Raw genomic sequence first — 18,175 nt, forward strand, 5'->3', positions numbered from 1 at the left:
CATCCCATCGGACGCGCGGGGCGGATGCATCAGGGATGGTTGGCGATGAAGCCTTCGACATTTTCCTTGGTGGTCAGCGTCGCATCGGAAAGCTGCACAGCCGGAACCTTTTCGCCGCCGACGATCTTGACGGCCATTTCGACAGCCATGCGGCCCATCTTCTGGGTCTGCTGCGTCGCGGTCACGTCGAAAACGCCGTTCTTCAGCGCCTCAAGCGCCGCCGTATCGCCATCGAAACCGCCAACCACGATCTTCTGCGAGGGATTAGCGACCTTGATCGCCTGCGCCGCGCCAAGCGCCAGACCGTCGGCCTGTGCAAAGACGATGGAGACATCCGGATTGGCCTGCAGCATGTTCTGCATGATCTGGAAGCCTTCATCCTGGCTCCACATGTTGGACCACTGTTCGGCAACGATCTTCACGCCGGAATTGGCCTTCACCGATTCCATGCAGCCCTTGGTGCGGTCCACTTCCGGCGTCGTGCCCTTCTGGCCGTGGATGATGACCATCTTGCCCGAACCACCGGCCTGCTTGATGATGTAATCGCATACCGACTTGGCGGAAGCGACGGAATCGGTGGCGAGGAAGGTATCGCCCGGCGCGCCATCGGCATTGCGGTCGATGTTGATGACGGGAACGCCGGCGGCCTTGGCAAGCTTTACCGGAACGGTCGCGGCGGCGGCACCGGCCGGAATATAGATCAGCGCGTCGATGTTCTGGGTCAGCAGGTCCTGGATCTGGTTCACCTGCGTCGGACCGTCGCCCTTGGCATCGACGGTGACGACTGCAATGCCGCGTGTCTTGGCTTCGGCCTCAACGGCCTGCTTGATCTGGTTGAAGAAGTTCGCCTGCAGATTGGCGACGGCAAGGCCGATCTTCTTGACTTCGGCGGCATTAGCCTGGCCGAGCGACAGGGCGAGAAGGGCGGCGGATGTGAGCAGAATGCGTGAAAATTTCATGATTATTCCTCCATTTGTTGATTGTTGACCTTCGGGCAGATCGAACCTCCTCCCCTCCGGCCGTTTATTTCACGCCTCCCCAATAAGGAGGGTCGTTTATTGCGCGGACGGCTCAGCACCGTCCGCAGGCAAATTCAGCTTCTGCGGCGGCGCAAGGTTTCAGCGCCAACGGCCAGCACGATGACGACACCGATGATGACCTGCTGCAAAAAGGGAGAGACGTTGAGCAGGTTGAGGCCGTTGCGCAGCACGCCGATGATCAGCACGCCGATCAGCGTTCCGCCGATGCCGCCTGCACCGCCCGAAAGCGAGGTTCCGCCGATGACGACGGCCGCAATCGTATCCAGCTCGTAACCGAAGCCGCTGGAGGGCTGCACCGAGTCGAGACGTGCCGCAAGAACGATGCCGGCGAGACCGGCAAGAACCGCACAGGCGACATAAACGCAGATCGTCACCAGCGGCACATTGATGCCGGCAAGACGCGCCACTTCCGGGTTACCGCCGACCGCATAGACCGTCCGGCCTTCCGAACGGAAGCGCAGGAACAGCCAGGAAACCAGAACGACGACGAGCATCAGAAGCACGGTCGCTGTCAGCACGCCGAAATGGCGGTCGATTGCCAGCATCATGAACCAGTCAGGGAAACCGACAATCTGCTGTCCATCGGTGATCATATTGGCGAGACCGCGCGCCACCGACATCATGGCCAGCGTGGCGATGAAGGCCGGCACACGGAAGGCGGTGACGAGAATGCCGACCACGAGGCCGCAGGCGGCGGACGCGATCAGCGCCAGCACGATGGCCATGCCCATCGGCATGCCCGCCACATTGGCCGTCCAGCCCATGATCATCATCGACAGCGCCAAAACCGAGCCGACAGACAGATCGATGCCGCCAAGGAGGATCACGAAGGTCATGCCGACGGCCATGATGCCGAGAACGGTGATCTGGTCGAGAATGTTGAGCCCATTGCGCAGCGACAGGAAATTCTCGCTGGCGAAGGTCAGAAACACGCAGAGCAGCAGCAGGCCCAAAAGAGGTCCCGTCGCTCCGCTCAACCAGGTAAGCGGGCTCCTGGTGTGCGTGACCCCCTCATTGCGTTCAATCGCGGACATGGCTCCTCCCGGTGACTGTCTTGCATTTTTTAAACCGATTAGAATAATTATTCATCATCGGTGAAACATGCATAAGCCAGTTTCGAGAAGGTTGTCAATAGGGCGTTAATGGCGAGGCCTGCCGTGAACAAGGACAGGAGGCTTCCAGCCTGCCGCCTCTCTCCTCATTCCTGTGCTTGTCACAGGAATCCAGTCGACGCGCGTCTGCGCGGCGGGAAGAGCCCTTTTAGCCCAAGGACTTGGGCTGACCGGATTCCTGTGACAAGCACAGGAATGAGGGCTGCGTGGGTATCTGCCGCTTGGGATGTTGCACCATCGCCATGCTCGCTCACGCGCATCTAAACAGGGCAATTCACAATTCCGGCTTGACAGAAACGCCATCTTTGCAATTATATAAATAGCTGTATAAATATTCACACACATGTTTTGAAGAGGATTCCATGCAGTCCCAGGAGCTAGAGCGCATTGCGCGCCAGATTCGCCTTCGCGACGTACAGGCTGTTTTCGAAGCGGGTGCGGGCCATGTCGGCGGCGAAATGTCTGCTATCGACATCATGACGGCCCTTTATTTCCGCGTCCTGCGCATCTGGCCGGATGATCCGAAAAACCCTGCCCGCGACCGTTTCGTGCTTTCCAAGGGCCATACGGCCTGCGCGCTTTATGTGACGCTCGCCAAGCGCGGCTTCATCCCCGAAGAGGAAATCTCGACCTTTCTGCAGCCGAATTCGCGCCTCAACGGCCACCCGAACTGTAACAAGGTGCCTGGCGTCGAAACCAATACCGGCCCGCTCGGCCATGGATTGCCCGTCGCCGTCGGCATGGCCAAGGCGGCCAAGCTTTCCGGCGCGGACTACCACACCTATGTGATGACCGGCGACGGCGAGATGCAGGAAGGCTCTAACTGGGAAGCCATCATGTCCGCCGCACAATTCGGTCTGAACAACCTGACGCTGATCGTCGACCACAATCGCTTCCAGCAGGGTGCGGCGCTTTCGGAAACCAATGATGTCGCGCCGCTTCGCCCGAAGCTGGAGGCTTTCGGCTGGGAAGTCAGCGAAATCAACGGCAATGCCATGGCGGAAGTCGTGCCGGCGCTGGAGCATCGCGGCGACCGCCCGCATTGCATCGTCGCCCACACCAACAAGGGTCACGGCATTTCCTTCATGCAGGACCGCGTCGACTGGCACCATAAGGTTCCGAGCAGGGAACAGTACGAAATTGCCGTCAAAGAACTTTCGGAGGCATTGTAATGAACGCGCCCGTAACCGCCGCCAAGCTTTATGATTGCCGCGACGCCTTCGCTGAAACGCTGGAGGCGCTGGCCGCCGGCAGTGACAAGGTCGTTGCCGTCTGCAACGATTCGGTCGGCTCCTCGAAACTCGGCGGCTTCAAGTCGAAATTCCCCGAGCGCCTCGTCAATGTCGGCATTGCCGAACAGAACATGGTCGGCGTTGGCGCCGGCCTTGCCAATGGCGGCCAGCTGCCCTTCGTCTGCGGCGCATCCTGCTTCCTCACCGGCCGCGCGCTGGAGCAGATCAAGGCCGACCTTGCTTATTCCAACGCCAATGTGAAACTGATCGGCATCTCCTCGGGCATGGCCTATGGCGAACTCGGTCCGACACATCATTCCATCGAGGATTTCGCCTGGACCCGCGTTCTGCCCAACCTGCCGGTCATCGCCCCCTGCGACCGCATCGAAACGGCGGCCGCCGTCAAATGGGCGGCAGACTATGCCGGCCCCTGCTTCCTGCGCCTGTCACGCGTCGGCGTGCCGGATCTGCTGCCGGAAGGCCATGTCTTCGAACTCGGCCGCGCCAACCTGTTGCGTGAAGGTTCCGATGTGACGCTGATCGCCAACGGCACGCTGACCCACCGAATCGTCAAGGCCGCCGACATTCTGGCCAGCCGTGGCGTCAAGGCGCGTGTGCTGAACATGGCGACCGTGCGTCCCATCGATGAGGCGGCCATCGTCGCAGCAGCGAAGGAAACCGGCGCGATCCTGACGGCCGAGGAACATTCGATCTTCGGCGGCCTCGGCTCCGCCATTGCCGAAGTCGTGGTCGAACAGGCGCCTGTGCCGATGAAGCGCCTCGGCGTTCCGGGCGTCTTCGCCCATACCGGTTCGGCCGAATGGCTGCTGGATGAATTCGGCATGGCGCCGGCCGCCATTGCGGATGCGACCGAAGCGCTGATCAAGAGAAAATAAAGTCTCCTCCCAGAGTCGTCGCGTGTCTTCGGATGCGCGGCGACTTCTTTTAGTACACACGCAGCTTCTTAAAGAAAGAACATCGTGTGAAAATGACCGCCGCAGACGAGAGAACACAGTGATGCGCGCTATTCTGTCCATCGATCAAGGCACGACCAATTCCAAGGCCATTCTTGTTTCGGAAACCGGCGAGCTTCTTGCGCGCGGATCGTCGCCGGTCGGCATCACCTATCCGCAGCCCGGCTGGGTAGAGCAAGATCCGAACCGCATCTGGGCATCTGTCCGCGAAGCGATCTCTGCCTGCCTTGGTGGTGCACCCTCTACCACCGACGTGGCGGCTATCTCAATTTCCAACCAGCGCGAATCCGTGACCATATGGGATGGCGAGACCGGCCAACCGCTTGGTCCAGTCTTGAGCTGGCAATGCCGCCGAACGGCGCAGGACTGCGCCGAACTCATCGAAAAGGGCCACTCAGAGCACGTCATGGCGCTGACTGGCCTACCGATCGATCCAATGTTTCCCGGCGCGAAAATGCGCTGGCTTCTTGAGCGTGCGCCAAAGGGACGCAAGCTTCGCCTCGGCACCATCGATAGTTGGCTCATCCATTGCCTGACCGGCGGCAAGGTCCATGCCTGCGACGCCTCCAATGCCGCGCGAAGCCAGGTACTCGATCTCAACCGGCAGGTCTGGAGCGAAGAGCTTTGCGAGCTCTTCGGCATCGATATCAACGCCCTGCCCGATCTGCGCGACAGCAGCGGCGATTTTGGCGTCACATCAGGCGTTCCCGGCATCAAGGACGGCACGCCGATCCTCGCCGCCATCGGCGACAGCCACGCAGCCCTCTTCGGCCACGGCGCCTTCAATCCGGGTGATGGCAAGGTAACCTTCGGCACCGGCTCCTCGGTCATGACAACCCTGCCGCATTTCATCGCGCCCGAACGCGGCATCACCACCACCGTTGCATGGCGGCTCGGCGGCAAACCGACCTTCGCCTTCGAGGGCAATATTCTCGTTTCGGCCGCCTCCCTGCCCTGGATGACGGAGATTCTCGGCCTGCCGGATGTCGCCGCGCTGGTGGAGCTCGCCTCCACCGCCGAGCCTGATGGCCCCGGTTTCGTGCCAGCCTTCGTTGGTCTTGGCGCACCCTATTGGGATACGAATGCGCGTGCGCTTTTCTCCCAGATCAATTTCAGCACTACCCGCGCCCAGATGGCCCGCTCCGTCACCGATTCCATCGCCTTTCAAGTCCATGACGTCTTCGCCGCCATGCGCGCGCAGTCGCCTTCGGGCTTTGGACGCCTGTTCGTGGATGGCGGCCCGAGCCAGAACCGTTTCCTGATGCAATGTGTCGCCGACATGCTGCAACACCCCGTCATCCAGCGCGATGCGCCGGAAGCCTCCGCGCTGGGTGCTGCCTATCTCGCCGGCCTCGCCCTGGGTGTCTGGAGCGATCTCGATGCCATCGCGGCGCTGAACAGCAACGGCAACACCATCGCGCCGTCCGCGAGCGAAAACAGCCAGCGGCTTGGCATCTGGCGCGATGCGATTGCCCGCTCGACCTTGCCTGTAACCTCGGGTAATGGTGAATAAAAATTCACCCTGGAGGGCTTATGGGCAGGCTAAACGAACTTCGAATGATTTCCCGCGTGGCGCAGATGTATTTCAGCGAGCACAAGCGCCAGGCGGAAATCGCCCAGCATCTCAACCTTTCGCAAGCCACCGTCTCGCGCATGTTGAAGCGCGCCGAGGCGGAAGGCATTGTCCGCACCAGCATCATTCCGCCGCCCGGCACCTATAGCGATCTGGAAGCGCAGCTGCGGGAACGTTTCGACCTGCCGGAGGCCATCGTTGTCGATTGCAGCGAGGATCGCGATGGCGCGATCATGGCCCGCATCGGCGAGGCAGCGGCGCATTTTCTCGAGGTGACGCTGTCGCAGAACGAGATCATCGGCGTCTCCAGCTGGAGCCAGACAATCTTCAAAATGGTGGAAAACATCCATCCGCTTAAAGGCGCCAAGGCGCGCTATATCGTCCAGACGCTGGGCGGCATGGGCGACCCATCGGTGCAGACGCATGCGACCCAGATCACCACGCGCCTGGCGCGGCTGACAGAGGCCGAACCGAAACTGCTGCCGGTCCCGGGCGTCGCCACATCCCGCGAGGCGAAGCTTTTGATGCTCGCCGACCCCTTCGTGCGTGAGACCATCGATCTCTTCGGGTCGATCACCCTCGCCGTCGTCGGCATCGGTGCGGTCGAGCCGTCGGAGCTTCTCGCCCGCTCCGGTAACATCTTTTCCGCCAAGGAACTGGCCGATCTCGCGCAGGCGGGTGCGGTGGGCGACATCTCGCTGCGCTTCTTCGACAAGGACGGCAAGCCGGTCAAAACGCCGCTGGACGACCGGGTCATTGGCCTGCCGCTGGAAAACCTCTCCAATGTCGACCGTGTCATTGCGCTAGCCGGCGGTTCGAAAAAGACCGAGGCGATTGCCGGCGCGCTCAGAACCGGTGTGATCGACGTGCTCGTCACCGACAAATTCACCGCCGAACGACTGGTCGGCCAGGAAACATAGCCAAAATCCCATAAAGGAGGAGACATGAGGCGCTTTGAAGGTCAATCCGTATTCGTGACCGGAGGCAACAAGGGCATCGGTTACGGCATCGCCCGCCGTTTTGCCGAGGAAGGCGCGAAAGTCGCCATCGCCTCTGTCGACAAAGACACGCAGGACACCGCGAAAAAACTCGCTGACGAAACCGGGGCCGCCACCCATGGCGTGATCCTCGATGTTCGAGATGCGGCAGCGGTGCGCGAGGCCTATGGCGCCGCCGAAGAGGCGATCGGCCCGCTTTCCATCTCCGTCCAGAACGCCGGCGTCATCACCATTTCGAAGATCGAGGAACTGACGCAGGAACAGTGGGATTTCAATCTCGACGTCAACACCAAGGGCGCATTCCTCTGCTGCCAGGAGGCGATCCGCCGCTTCCGCGAAAGCGGCACCAAAGGTCGCCTCGTCAATACCGCCTCCGGTCAGGCGCGGCAGGGCTTCATCTACACCCCGCATTATGCCGCCTCGAAGTTCGGCGTTATCGGGCTGACGCAGAGCCTTGCCAAGGAACTCGCGCCGGAAGGCATTACCGTCAACGCCATTTGCCCAGGCATCATCCACACCGAAATGTGGGACTATAACGACCGCGTCTGGGGCCAGATGCTGGGTGAATACAAGCCCGGCGAACTGATGGCCGAATGGGTGCGCAACATCCCCATGCGCCGCGCCGGAACGCCCGCCGAAGTCGCCGCACTGGTGGCGTTTCTGGCTTCCGAAGATGCGGCTTATATCACCGGCCAGACGATCAACGTCGATGGTGGGTTGATTATGTCGTAAAGGGGCTTGCTAAAGCCTCTCCTCCGTCATCCTCGGGCTTGTCCCGAGGATCTAATCACGTCCAATAAAATCAATCGGTTGCAGATCCTCGGGACAAGCCCGAGGATGACGTCGCGTGTGAGGGGAAGCTTTCCGCTATCTCTAACGATTGAGCCATCAGTTCCGCAGCCGATACCCCGTCTTGAACATCCAGCCGACAACACCGAGGCACAGCGCCAGAAACAGCGTGATCATCCCAAGGCTGATGGCAGGATTGACGTCGGCGATCTCGTAGAAACTCCAGCGGAAACCGCTGATGAGATAGAGCACCGGATTGAAGTGGCTGACCGTCTGCCAGAAGGGCGGCAGCATGTCGATGGAATAGAAGCTGCCGCCAAGGAAGGTCAGCGGCGGCACCACCAGCATGGGGATGAGGTTCAGCTGCTCGAAATTCGTCGCCCAGATGCCGATGATAAAGCCGAACAGGCTGAAGCTCACCGCCGTGAGAACGAAGAACAGGATCATCATGAACGGGTGAGCGATGGTGATATCCACGAAGAAGGAGGCGGTAATCAGGATGATCGTGCCGATCATCAGCCCCTTGGTCGCCGCCGCCCCGACATAACCGGCCAGAATTTCCGTCATCGCCACCGGAGCGGAGAGGATTTCATAGACCGTGCCGGTGAATTTCGGGAAATAGATGCCGAAGGAACCGTTGCCGATACATTGCGTCAGAAGCGTCAGCATGATGAGGCCGGGCGTTATGAACGCGCCGTAGGAAACACCGCCAACCTCCTGAATCCGCGAACCGATCGCGGTTCCGAACACGATGAAATAAAGCGAGGTGGAAATGACCGGGGAGACCACGCTCTGCAGCAGGGTGCGGCGCGTGCGCGCCATTTCGAACAGATAGATGGCCTTGATGGCTTCGAAATTCATTTCTGGCCTCCCACCAGCGAAACGAAGATATCCTCAAGCGAACTCTGCCGCGTTGAAATATCCTTGAAATGGATGTTGGCGGCGAAAAGGGCGCTCAGAACGTCGGCAATGCGGCTCTGTTCGCCATTATCCTCGATTTCGTAGGTAACGGTGCAGCGGTCATCGGAAAGCGTCAGCCCGAAGGGCGCAAGACTGTCGGGCAATTGCTCGACGGGCTGGGCAAGCTCCAGGAAAAGCTGCTTGCGGCCGAGTTTCTTCATCAGCGCCGTCTTTTCCTCCACCAGCAGCAATTCGCCGCCATTGATGACGCCTACCCGGTCGGCGATTTCTTCCGCCTCTTCGATGTAATGCGTGGTGAGGATGATGGTAACGCCCTTGGCGCGCAGCTCTGAAACCACATTCCACATGTCGCGGCGCAACGCCACATCCACGCCGGCCGTCGGCTCGTCAAGGAACAGAACTTTCGGCTCATGCGCGAGCGCCTTGGCGATCAGCACACGCCGTTTCATGCCGCCGGAAAGCTCCCGCAGCATATTGTCCTTCTTGTTCCACAGCGACAGGGATTTCAGGATGCGCTCGATCAGTTCCGGGTTCTTCTTCTGCCCGTGCAGGCCGCGGGAGAAGCTGACGGTGTTCCACACCGTCTCGAACTGGTCTGTGGTCAATTCCTGCGGCACGAGGCCAATCAGGGCGCGGGTCTGGCGAAAATCCTTCACCACATCGTGCCCGCCGACAAGCACCGAACCTTCACCGGGATTGACGAGGCCGCAGACGATGGAGATCAATGTCGTCTTGCCAGCACCGTTCGGACCGAGAAGAGCAAGGATTTCCCCCTCCTTGATATCGAGGCTGACACCTTTGAGCGCCTGAAAGCCGTTTGCGTAGGATTTTGTCAGATTCCGTATCGAAACAATGGCATTCATGGCGAATCTTTCGAAAAACCGAGTAAGATGCACGCCATATAGGCCGGGAACGGCGCAAATGCCAGTCCGACGGGCTGAACACTGCGTTCGGCGATTAAGGAAAATCAGCCGTAAACGCTATAGAAAAACTGCGCCGCAACGAAGACCAGAAACAGTCCGAAGGCGCGCTCCAGCTGCTTCTTGCTGAGCGCATGCGCCAGCCGCGCGCCATAGGGCGCGACCACGAGCGTAATGGGGATCAAGAGCACCACGGCGATCCAGTTGATGAAGCCGGTGGAAAACGGCGGCAGGCCCGCATCGCCCCAGCCGGCCCAGATATATCCGAGGAGCCCCGGCAGCGAAATCAGCACACCGACGCCGGAAGACGTGGCGACCGCCTGATGGATGGTCCGTCCGTAAAGCGTCATGAAGGTGTTGTTCATCACCCCACCACCCACGCCCATCAGGCCGGAAAAAAGCCCAATGCCGGTGCCCACCAGAAAACGGCCCGGATTTTGCGGCAGGTCGGAACCGAGATGCCAGCTTGCCCGGTTGAAGATCATCCGGAAGGCAAGCGCCAGCGCGATGAAGGCGAAGATCAGCCGCAGCGCAACGCTCGAGGCATAAGCGGCAACCACGGATGCGAGGATGGTGCCGAGCGGCACGGCGACGATCCAGCCCTTCAGCAGATCGATATCGACCGCGCCTTTCTGACGATGCGTCAGGAACGAGCGGATGGAGGTGGGCACGATAATGGCGAGCGATGTGCCTAGCGAGAGATGCATGCGCACCGCCTCCGGCACATCCAGCAGCCCGAAGACCTGATAGAAGACGGGCACCAGCACCGCGCCGCCGCCAATGCCGAACAGCCCCGCCAGAAGACCGGCGACCACACCCGCTGCCGCAAGCGCCGCAGCAAAGACCATCAGCTCTGAAACAGGGGGCATAAAGGCAGGCTCCCGAAGGCCGTTGTCACAAACATGTGACCCTCATAGCGTATCAGAAGAGCGCGGCAAGCCATGTTGGCCGCAGGTCAGTACGGCGCGATGTCTTTTGCCGCACATCCGCGCCGGATGGACCACTCCATGGGATCGTTTCCCATTGCATGCCCTTGCAAAGACGCCAATATCCCCCCGATAAGGCTGTCTTTTTCACCGGCCTTCGGGCCGGTCTTTTTTTGTGGGAATGTGACGCGTCGGATTATGGGTTGTATCCATAACTCCGTCATTCCGGCCTTGAGCCGGAATCCAGGCGACGCGCGTCTGCGCGGCGGAAAGACTCTTTTCAGCTCAAGGACTTGAGCTGACTGGATTCCGGCTCAAGGCCGGAATGACGGAGGTTTTTGATATAACGCACCATAACAAGTGAGGGGAGCACCGCACAAAATATCGTCGTGCACCATAATACCCGCCACATCCAAATCCCTAGTCACAATGCCTGTAACCTGACTTACGCGTGCGCAGGTCGAAGTGAAAATGGTTCCAGTGATTGGGATCGCTGCCCGGTCCGAGAACGGTGGAGAAATATTTGCAGCTGTCGGACCTCACCGCCTTCAGCAGCGCTTTTTCGCGGAAGGCGAAGAAGCTCTTCTTGCGAACGTCGATTTCCTTGCCGTTCTTCAGCGTGATGGTGCCGATATCGATGGCGTTGCCGCGTGCATGTTCAGACCACGGATTGCTGGAGCGTGAATTCATCTTGCGGCAGGAATAACCGCCCATCGGCGTGATGCGGCCAACACCGGAGAGATAACGGAAGCGGGAGGATGGCACGAGCTCGAACTTCACCCATTTGGCGAAGGCGAGCGTGACCTGGCAATTGAGCTTCACCGCCGGGCGGATGGCGACGCCGCTGGCGAGACCGCTGAGTTCGATCGGATAGTCGATACCGCAGGTCGGACCGTCGGCAATGCGCGCTACATCCCGGAAAGCTACGCCGAGACGGCGAAGTTCGGAGCGGCAGGCAACTTCGGAGGATGGCATGACGCCGGGCGGCGTCGAGCGGTTGCTTTGCAGCCCGCCACCCGCCATCGGATCGTTCGGCATCACCATCGCCACTTCCTCCACCGGCTGACGACGGGAGGAGGAGCCGAGCGGCGGCGGCGGGATGAGCCGCGATTGGCTGGCCCGTTGCGGCTGGCGGGTGGGAGGAACGGCCACGGGATTGTCCGTGCCGATACCGTCCACCACCGGCTGCGCCGAAGCGCCTTCGGCAATATCCGCATCCTGTTCTTCGGCAAGTCCGCGAACCGGCTCCACGCCCAGCATGGAATCCATGTTCACGCCGCCTTCGCCTTCGGCGATCTGGTTGCTGGTAATCTGCTGCGCGGGCATGGTCTGCCCCTGCAACGTCTGGCCCTGCATTGTCTGGGCCGGCATATTGCCATGGCCGCTGGCCGCCATGCGCGCCTGATGCTGGGAATCGAGCGTTGAATAACCCTGCCCGCCCTGCGGCGATTGCAGCAGGGGATCCTGCGAGGCGTAAGGCTCCGGCATCGGCTGTGAAACGGCTGCCGGGTAATCGGCACCCTGCCCGGCCTGCTCGGCCTGATACACCGCACCCGCCGGCGCGCTGTAACCCTGCTGCCGCGAGGAGCGGATGGCGCTGACCCGTGTGGTGCCATCCACCTCCGCCGGTGGCACGAGGCCCTCCGCCGAACACGACACCATGACCGTGGAAATCATCAGCAACGTCACAAGACGACGCGGAAGGGAAACATACGCCATACGAGAACCTGTACCTTCAGCGGCCGCTATTGGCGGCAATACAGGATAAATTTTAAAGAAATGAGGTAAACGAAACCTTATTGGTTGCGGGAAATAACGAATGATGTGTTTGGCGCAGTCCCATCCACACAAGACCGCGACAATTGCGTCCAATGACGACGAGGGCGGACAAAGTCTTGCGCATAACAAAGGGCGCGGCCAAAGCCGCGCCCTTTAACTTTCCTGAAACACCTGAAATCAAGCCGCCCGCGAAACCTCGCGCCCGGCACCATGTCCAAGCTCGAAACGCGACAGCAGCGAGCGCAGCTGGCGGCTCTCCTCGGCGAGCGTCTGGCTTGCCGCCGTCGTTTCTTCCACCATGGCGGCGTTCTGCTGTGTCATCTGGTCCATGTGGTTGACGGAGGTGTTGATCTCCTGCAGGCCGGTCGCCTGCTCGCGCGCTGCCGTAGCGATGGAGTTGACATGGCCATCGACACGATTGACCAGCGCCACGATCTCCTCCAGCGCATCGCCCGTCGAGCGTACCAGTGCGACACCGCCGCCAACCTCTTCGGCCGAACGGTTGATGAGGGTCTTGATTTCCTTGGCCGCATTGGCGGAGCGTTGCGCCAGTTCGCGAACCTCCTGCGCCACCACGGCAAAGCCACGCCCTGCCTCGCCCGCACGCGCGGCCTCCACACCGGCATTCAACGCCAGAAGATTGGTCTGGAAGGCGATTTCGTCGATGACCGAGATGATCTGGCCGATGCGCTTCGAAGACTCCTCGATACGGCCCATGGCGTCGACGGCATTGCGCACGATCTCGCCCGAGCGGCCGGCGCTGGTTTTCGTGTCCTGCACCATCTGCCGTGCCTCGTTGGCACGCTCGGAAGCGGTGCGCACCGTGGCGGTGATCTCGTCCAGAGCAGCCGCCGTCTCCTCCAGCGCCGCCGCCTGCTGTTCGGTCCGGCGGGAAAGATTGCCGGTCGCACCGCTGATGTCGGAGGCGCTGTCATTGACGACATGGCCGGTTCTGGCAATCGCCTCGATCGCGCCGTGCAATGCACCGACGGCACGGTTGAAGTCCATGCGCAGCTTTTCATAATCCGCGCCGATATCCGCAAGCGAAACGGTCAGATCGCCATTGGCAAGCGCCTCAAGCGCATCGCCCAGTTGCTCCATGGCATGGGCCTGCCGCTCGGAAGCGGAGCGCAGAACCATCTCGTTACCGTGCCGCTCCTGCTCCAGTGCCCGCTGCTGGTCGGCCTCGCGGGCCTGCAGCGCGCTACGCTCATTGACGCTGTCGCGCAGTACCAGCAGCGTCTTGGCAATCGCGCCGATTTCATTGCGACGGTCGGCGAACTGTATATCCGCCGCGCCGTCACCGTCGGCAATCCGCCGCATGCTCTGGCGGATGAGATCGATCGGCCGCGTCACGCTGCGCACGACGGCTGCGGCCACGCCGACAACCAGAAGGCCGGCGGCGATGCAAAGACCGCCATTAAAATAGACCTCGCGCCAGAACACCGCTTCAAGATCGTCAACATAAACACCGGTGCCGACAATCCAGCCCCAGGGGGCGAAACCGGCGACATGGGAAAATTTCTCGACCGGCTCCGGCGCGCCGGGCTTCGGCCAGTAATAATCGACAAAGCCCTTGCCGCCCGCCTTGACCGTATTCACGAACTCGACGAACAGCGCCTTACCGTTCGGGTCCTTGTTGGCGGTAAGGTCCGTGCCGTTCATTTCGGGTTTGATCGGATGCATCACCATTTTGGGATGCATGTCGTTGATCCAGAAATAGCCGCTGCCATTGCCATAGCGCATGGCCGCAATGGTCGTCTTGGCCTGCTGTTGTGCCGCCTCCCGCGACAGGCTTCCGCCCTGCTCCAGCCGGTAATATTGATCGAGAATGGCAACAGCGGTTTCGTTCATGGCCGCGAGCCCGGATTTCCGTTCGCGCTCCATTTCACTGTAGCCCTCAAACAGGCTGAATGTCAGCGCCGCGACCAATATTGCCAGAAACAATGCGACCAGCGCATAAAGGCGCATAGATATCGTTGCGTTTTTCATGTTCCCCCTCGACGTCGCTGATGCACTTCGACCAGCTGATGTTAAAGGGAAAAACTTTATTATTATTAAATACACCTATTATACGTCGGTAGTATTCTTCTATCCTCATATTCCTTGGCGTTTTTATGCCGGACAGGCACAGCACGCGTGAATTTTCAAACCAGCTGGCGGCATTTAAAGACACCGTTAACCGTGTGACTCCTATCTTCTTTGACCGAAATTACTTTACAGGGAGGCGCGCGATGGCCCGGCCGAATTTTCGCTATACGCATTATGACCTGAAGGAATTGCGGGCAGGCACCACCCTTGAAATATCCCTGTCCGCCGTCAACAATGTCCGGCTGATGACGGGCGCCAATTTTCAGCGTTTCACCGAATTGCTCGATTTCAAATATCTCGGCGGCGTCGCGAAAAAATCGCCGATCCGCATCGCCGTTCCCGAGACATTGCACTGGCATCTGGTGATCGATGCCGAAGGCCATAGCGGCCTGGCGGAATCCTCGGTCAAGATGCTGCCCGCGCAGCCGCAGGCCGCACAGCATCGCAAGGCATCCTGATCTTCCTTAAAAAACAGTGAGTTGTCGCGGTTTCGCGACTCTTTTTGCCAGCAGCCTGAATCTTTTTCTTAAGATCGGACGCGATACGGTTTTCGGCGCAATCGCGTAAAATCCTAGCGCGACCCACGCTCGCGACGCAGCTTCGACCACCAGTCCAGACGCTTGCGGATTTCCCTTTCGAACCCCCGATCAGGCGGATCGTAAAAGGTCGTGCGCCCCATTTTCTCCGGGAAATAATCCTGCCCGGAAAAGGCATCCGGCTCGTCATGGTCGTAACGGTAACCGTCGCCATAACCCTCACCCTTCATAAGCTTGGTCGGCGCGTTCAGAATATGTTTCGGCGGCACCAGCGAGCCGTTTTCCTTGGCCGCCCGCATCGCCGACTTGAAGGCGGTATAAACGGCGTTCGATTTCGGCGCGGTCGCGAGATAGACGCAGGCCTGCGCCAGCGCCAGCTCACCCTCGGGTGAGCCGAGATAATCATAGGCATCCTTGGCGGCATTGCAGACGGCGAGCGCCTGCGGATCGGCAAGGCCGATATCCTCCACCGCCATGCGCACCAGCCGCCGCCCGAGATAAAGCGGGTCCTCGCCGGCATCGAACATGCGGGCGAGGTAATAAAGTGCCGCATCGGGGTCCGAACCACGCACCGACTTATGCAGCGCTGAAATGAGATTGTAATGGCCGTCCTGGCTCTTGTCGTAGACGGGCGCACGGCGCTGCACGATGCGCGTCAGCCCTTCGGTATCGAAGATCTCGTCCTTGCGCGCGGCGCGCCAAACCTCTTCGGCAAGCGTCAGCACGGCGCGGCCATCGCCATCGGCCATGCGGATCAGACTCGCCCGAGCATCCTCGGTAAGCGGCAGGGGCTTGCCCTCCGCCTCCTCGGCGCGCTTCAGAAGTTCGCTGAGACTGTCTTCGTCATGGGAGCCGAACGTCAGGACGCGCGCGCGCGACAACAGAGCGGCATTGAGTTCGAAAGACGGGTTTTCGGTGGTGGCGCCTACCAGAATAATGGTGCCGTCTTCCATCACCGGCAGGAAGCTGTCCTGCTGGGCGCGGTTGAAGCGATGAATCTCGTCTACGAAAAGCAGCGTCTGCCGGCCATTCATCCGCCGTGTGCGCGCCGCTTCGAAAACCTTCTTGAGATCGGCGACACCGGAAAAGATCGCCGAGATCTGCTCGAAAGCCAAACCCGCCTCGCCGGAAAGCAGGCGGGCAACCGTGGTCTTGCCGGTACCGGGCGGTCCCCAGAAGATCATCGACCCCAGTGAGCCGCTATCGATCATACGGCGCAGCACGCCCTCCTCGCCCGTCAGATGCGGCTGCCCGCTCACCTCCGCCAGCGTCTTCGGACGCAGGCGATCGGCAAGAGGCCGCCGGTTGGCGACCTCGACAGGCACTTGCGGGGCGAAGAGGTCGTCACTCATCGCAGGAACTGCCGGATGCGCTGCCCGTCACGCAGGATTTCCACCCGCCAGAAGCCGGGATTATCGTCCAGCGCCTTCTCGACAGCTGCGGTGGTGCCGATATCCGCGCCGTTCAGCGACAGGATCACGTCCTTCGGCTGGAAACCGACACGATAGGCCGGGGAACCGCGCTTCACATCGGTAATGACAACACCGGTCACCTGCGATGGCATGCGCAGTTCATCGGCAAGCTTCGGCGAAAGATTGGCGACCGTCGCGCCGGCGAAGGGATTGCGACCCTCGATCAGCCGTTCATCGCGGGGTGCGGTTTCCGGCGCTGTATCGAGCGCGATGGTCACCTTTTTCTCTTTTCCCTTGTCCATGACGGTCAGTTCGGCGGATTTGCCGATGCCGGCAGTCGTCAGGCGATAACCCAGCGCATCCGGATGTTCCACCTCGAAACCATTGACGGCGGTAACCACCTGACCCGGTTCGATACCCGCCTTTTCGGCCGGCCCACCCTTGACGACGCTGACGACCAGCGCGCCGCGGGCGCGATGCAGGCCTAGCGCCTCGGCGACATCCGATGTCACCGGATCGAAGGTCGCGCCGATATAGGGCCGCTCGAAGCTTGCATCGCCACGCTCGGCGGCAGCCACGAAAACCCGGACCAGATTGGCGGGAATGGCGAAACCGATACCGTTCGAGCCGCCGCCCTTGGAGAAGATGGCCGTATTGATGCCGATCAGCTCACCCGCCATGTTCATCAATGCGCCGCCGGAATTGCCGGGATTGATGGAAGCGTCGGTCTGGATGAAGAAGCCGAAATCGCCCTGCGTCACCTGGTTGCGCGCCAGACCCGAGACGATGCCGCTCGTCACCGTCTGGCCGACACCGAAGGGGTTGCCGATGGCCAGCACCAGATCACCCACTTCAATCGCATCGGAATTGCCGAGCGACAGCACCGGGAACTGCTCCTTCGCATCGATCTGCAGAATGGCGAGGTCGACGCGGTCATCCTTCAGCAGCACCTTGGAGGAAAATTCACGCCCATCCGCCAGCGCCACCTTGATGTCATCGGCACCGTCGATGACGTGATTGTTGGTCACCACGAGGCCGCCGGCGGTCACGATGACGCCAGAGCCGAGCGACGACTGCTTTTCCGTGCGGTTCGGCATCTGCTGGCCGAAGAACTGTTCGAAGAAAGGATCACCGGCAAAGGGCGACAGACGACGCTGCACGACGCGTTCGGCATAGACATTCACCACCGCGCCCGCGGTGCGCTTGACCAGCGGCGCGAAGGAAAGCTGCATTTCCGTGTGGCTCGACGGCACGGTCCTGTTATCCTGCGCCGTAGCACCAACGGGCAGGAGAATGAGTGCGGCGAGAAAGCCGGTGGACAGATACTTCAACACGCTTCGCATGTGATTCCTCATCGTCATCAGTATGATGGAGTTATAACGCCAAAGCCTGTAAAGCAAAGAGCGGCAAGATGATGGCCGTCCTTTTCCAGGCATGGATCGGTGGGCGACATTGGAACTAACAGCGCCCCTTTTCGGTTTCACCGGCACCTGACTGTCCTTAAAAAGAGACGACCCATGCATCTGAAACCGATCCTCCTTGCCTGCGGCATCCTCCTCTCCCCCTCTTTCGCTTCGCTGGCCAGCGCGGCGAGCTTCGATTGCGCGAGGACCGATCTGGCCGCGGATGAAAAGGCGATCTGCGACAACCGCATGCTGAACGATCAGGATGTAAAGATGGCCACCACCTTCGACATCCTCACCCAGCTGATGGCCATGGGCGCACGCGACACGCTGCGCGACGAGCAGAGCCAGTGGCTGAAGAAACGCCAGGAATGCGCAGCAGACGTTGCCTGCCTTACCAGCGCTTACGAGGAACGGATGAAACGTCTCGGAGAGGCGTTCCAGAGCATCAACCGGCCGCTCTGACCTC

General features: G+C 60.6%; 16 protein-coding genes. 7 read left to right on the forward strand and 9 right to left on the reverse strand.

Translation table 11 applies throughout. The annotated features are described in order from the left end of the window. Window positions 1-29: 29 nt before the first annotated feature. The gene (locus F3H58_RS00795; RefSeq protein ID WP_149740908.1) at window positions 30-959 is read right to left on the reverse strand and encodes a sugar ABC transporter substrate-binding protein; all 930 of its coding nucleotides are present in this window, start codon (window positions 957-959) and stop codon (window positions 30-32) included. A 134-nt stretch (window positions 960-1,093) separates the two neighbouring features. Beyond that, window positions 1,094-2,074 carry an ABC transporter permease gene (locus F3H58_RS00800; protein WP_149740909.1) on the reverse strand — a complete coding sequence of 327 codons (981 nt, stop codon included), beginning with the start codon at window positions 2,072-2,074 and terminating at the stop codon, window positions 1,094-1,096. Between the two features lie 440 nt (window positions 2,075-2,514). On the opposite strand from F3H58_RS00800, the gene F3H58_RS00810 reads away from it, so the two are divergent. The 5 genes from F3H58_RS00810 to F3H58_RS00830 all read left to right on the forward strand — a co-directional run bounded on the left by F3H58_RS00810 (window position 2,515) and on the right by F3H58_RS00830 (window position 7,661). Further along, entirely contained in the window at window positions 2,515-3,324 is an 810-nt protein-coding gene (locus tag F3H58_RS00810; RefSeq protein WP_149740910.1) for a transketolase, read from the forward strand. Beyond that, window positions 3,324-4,280: a transketolase family protein gene (locus F3H58_RS00815; protein WP_149740911.1), complete on the forward strand. Its 957-nt coding sequence runs from the start codon at window positions 3,324-3,326 to the stop codon at window positions 4,278-4,280. Before F3H58_RS00810 ends, F3H58_RS00815 begins: the two co-directional genes overlap by 1 nt. Before the next feature lie 121 nt (window positions 4,281-4,401). Next, window positions 4,402-5,871, forward strand: coding sequence for an FGGY family carbohydrate kinase (locus F3H58_RS00820; protein WP_149740912.1), 1,470 nt, complete (start codon window positions 4,402-4,404; stop codon window positions 5,869-5,871). A 20-nt stretch (window positions 5,872-5,891) separates the two neighbouring features. Beyond that, entirely contained in the window at window positions 5,892-6,851 is a 960-nt protein-coding gene (locus tag F3H58_RS00825; protein WP_063947625.1) for a sugar-binding transcriptional regulator, read from the forward strand. Between the two features lie 24 nt (window positions 6,852-6,875). Continuing rightward, window positions 6,876-7,661: an SDR family oxidoreductase gene (locus F3H58_RS00830; RefSeq protein WP_149740913.1), complete on the forward strand. Its 786-nt coding sequence runs from the start codon at window positions 6,876-6,878 to the stop codon at window positions 7,659-7,661. 156 nt (window positions 7,662-7,817) lie between these two features. Here the strand turns inward: F3H58_RS00830 and F3H58_RS00835 are convergent, their stop codons facing one another. The 5 genes from F3H58_RS00835 to F3H58_RS00860 all read right to left on the reverse strand — a co-directional run bounded on the left by F3H58_RS00835 (window position 7,818) and on the right by F3H58_RS00860 (window position 14,256). After that, window positions 7,818-8,579 carry an ABC transporter permease gene (locus tag F3H58_RS00835; RefSeq protein WP_149740914.1) on the reverse strand — a complete coding sequence of 254 codons (762 nt, stop codon included), beginning with the start codon at window positions 8,577-8,579 and terminating at the stop codon, window positions 7,818-7,820. After that, window positions 8,576-9,502: an ABC transporter ATP-binding protein gene (locus tag F3H58_RS00840; RefSeq protein ID WP_078052751.1), complete on the reverse strand. Its 927-nt coding sequence runs from the start codon at window positions 9,500-9,502 to the stop codon at window positions 8,576-8,578. The genes F3H58_RS00835 and F3H58_RS00840 overlap by 4 nt, the downstream gene beginning before the upstream one ends. A gap of 104 nt (window positions 9,503-9,606) precedes the next feature. Then, the gene (locus tag F3H58_RS00845; RefSeq protein ID WP_065655906.1) at window positions 9,607-10,428 is read right to left on the reverse strand and encodes a sulfite exporter TauE/SafE family protein; all 822 of its coding nucleotides are present in this window, start codon (window positions 10,426-10,428) and stop codon (window positions 9,607-9,609) included. Between the two features lie 477 nt (window positions 10,429-10,905). Beyond that, entirely contained in the window at window positions 10,906-12,204 is a 1,299-nt protein-coding gene (locus tag F3H58_RS00855; protein WP_149740915.1) for an extensin-like domain-containing protein, read from the reverse strand. A gap of 237 nt (window positions 12,205-12,441) precedes the next feature. Further along, a complete protein-coding gene (locus tag F3H58_RS00860) occupies window positions 12,442-14,256 on the reverse strand; it encodes a methyl-accepting chemotaxis protein (RefSeq protein WP_149740916.1) in 1,815 nt (604 codons plus the stop codon). A 242-nt stretch (window positions 14,257-14,498) separates the two neighbouring features. Here F3H58_RS00860 and F3H58_RS00865 point away from each other — a divergent pair, with 242 nt between their 5' ends. Continuing rightward, window positions 14,499-14,813, forward strand: coding sequence for a DUF1883 domain-containing protein (locus tag F3H58_RS00865; RefSeq protein WP_149740917.1), 315 nt, complete (start codon window positions 14,499-14,501; stop codon window positions 14,811-14,813). A 113-nt stretch (window positions 14,814-14,926) separates the two neighbouring features. On the opposite strand, the gene F3H58_RS00870 is transcribed toward F3H58_RS00865, so the two are convergent. Next, complete coding sequence (locus F3H58_RS00870) at window positions 14,927-16,243, reverse strand: replication-associated recombination protein A (protein ID WP_149740918.1); 1,317 nt, start codon at window positions 16,241-16,243, stop codon at window positions 14,927-14,929. Further along, on the reverse strand, window positions 16,240-17,646 hold the full coding sequence (locus F3H58_RS00875; protein WP_149740919.1) for a DegQ family serine endoprotease: 1,407 nt from the start codon (window positions 17,644-17,646) through the stop codon (window positions 16,240-16,242). Before F3H58_RS00875 ends, F3H58_RS00870 begins: the two co-directional genes overlap by 4 nt. A 174-nt stretch (window positions 17,647-17,820) precedes the next feature. Between F3H58_RS00875 and F3H58_RS00880 the strand changes: the two genes are divergently transcribed. Next, complete coding sequence (locus F3H58_RS00880; protein WP_137410631.1) at window positions 17,821-18,171, forward strand: lysozyme inhibitor LprI family protein; 351 nt, start codon at window positions 17,821-17,823, stop codon at window positions 18,169-18,171. Window positions 18,172-18,175: the final 4 nt, after the last annotated feature.

The sequence above is a fragment of the Rhizobium sp. NFACC06-2 genome (assembly GCF_900101425.1).
Taxonomy (GTDB): Bacteria; Pseudomonadota; Alphaproteobacteria; order Rhizobiales; family Rhizobiaceae; genus Agrobacterium; species Agrobacterium leguminum.

Bases quoted from the DNA above. Each gene is read 5' to 3' on its own strand.
- F3H58_RS00795 (WP_149740908.1), bottom strand. From the start codon at position 959: ATGAAATTTTCACGCATTCTGCTCACATCCGCCGCCCTTCTCGCCCTG.
- F3H58_RS00800 (WP_149740909.1), bottom strand. From the start codon at position 2,074: ATGTCCGCGATTGAACGCAATGAGGGGGTCACGCACACCAGGAGCCCG.
- F3H58_RS00810 (WP_149740910.1), top strand. From the start codon at position 2,515: ATGCAGTCCCAGGAGCTAGAGCGCATTGCGCGCCAGATTCGCCTTCGC.
- F3H58_RS00815 (WP_149740911.1), top strand. From the start codon at position 3,324: ATGAACGCGCCCGTAACCGCCGCCAAGCTTTATGATTGCCGCGACGCC.
- F3H58_RS00820 (WP_149740912.1), top strand. From the start codon at position 4,402: ATGCGCGCTATTCTGTCCATCGATCAAGGCACGACCAATTCCAAGGCC.
- F3H58_RS00825 (WP_063947625.1), top strand. From the start codon at position 5,892: ATGGGCAGGCTAAACGAACTTCGAATGATTTCCCGCGTGGCGCAGATG.
- F3H58_RS00830 (WP_149740913.1), top strand. From the start codon at position 6,876: ATGAGGCGCTTTGAAGGTCAATCCGTATTCGTGACCGGAGGCAACAAG.
- F3H58_RS00835 (WP_149740914.1), bottom strand. From the start codon at position 8,579: ATGAATTTCGAAGCCATCAAGGCCATCTATCTGTTCGAAATGGCGCGC.
- F3H58_RS00840 (WP_078052751.1), bottom strand. From the start codon at position 9,502: ATGAATGCCATTGTTTCGATACGGAATCTGACAAAATCCTACGCAAAC.
- F3H58_RS00845 (WP_065655906.1), bottom strand. From the start codon at position 10,428: ATGCCCCCTGTTTCAGAGCTGATGGTCTTTGCTGCGGCGCTTGCGGCA.
- F3H58_RS00855 (WP_149740915.1), bottom strand. From the start codon at position 12,204: ATGGCGTATGTTTCCCTTCCGCGTCGTCTTGTGACGTTGCTGATGATT.
- F3H58_RS00860 (WP_149740916.1), bottom strand. From the start codon at position 14,256: ATGAAAAACGCAACGATATCTATGCGCCTTTATGCGCTGGTCGCATTG.
- F3H58_RS00865 (WP_149740917.1), top strand. From the start codon at position 14,499: ATGGCCCGGCCGAATTTTCGCTATACGCATTATGACCTGAAGGAATTG.
- F3H58_RS00870 (WP_149740918.1), bottom strand. From the start codon at position 16,243: ATGAGTGACGACCTCTTCGCCCCGCAAGTGCCTGTCGAGGTCGCCAAC.
- F3H58_RS00875 (WP_149740919.1), bottom strand. From the start codon at position 17,646: ATGCGAAGCGTGTTGAAGTATCTGTCCACCGGCTTTCTCGCCGCACTC.
- F3H58_RS00880 (WP_137410631.1), top strand. From the start codon at position 17,821: ATGCATCTGAAACCGATCCTCCTTGCCTGCGGCATCCTCCTCTCCCCC.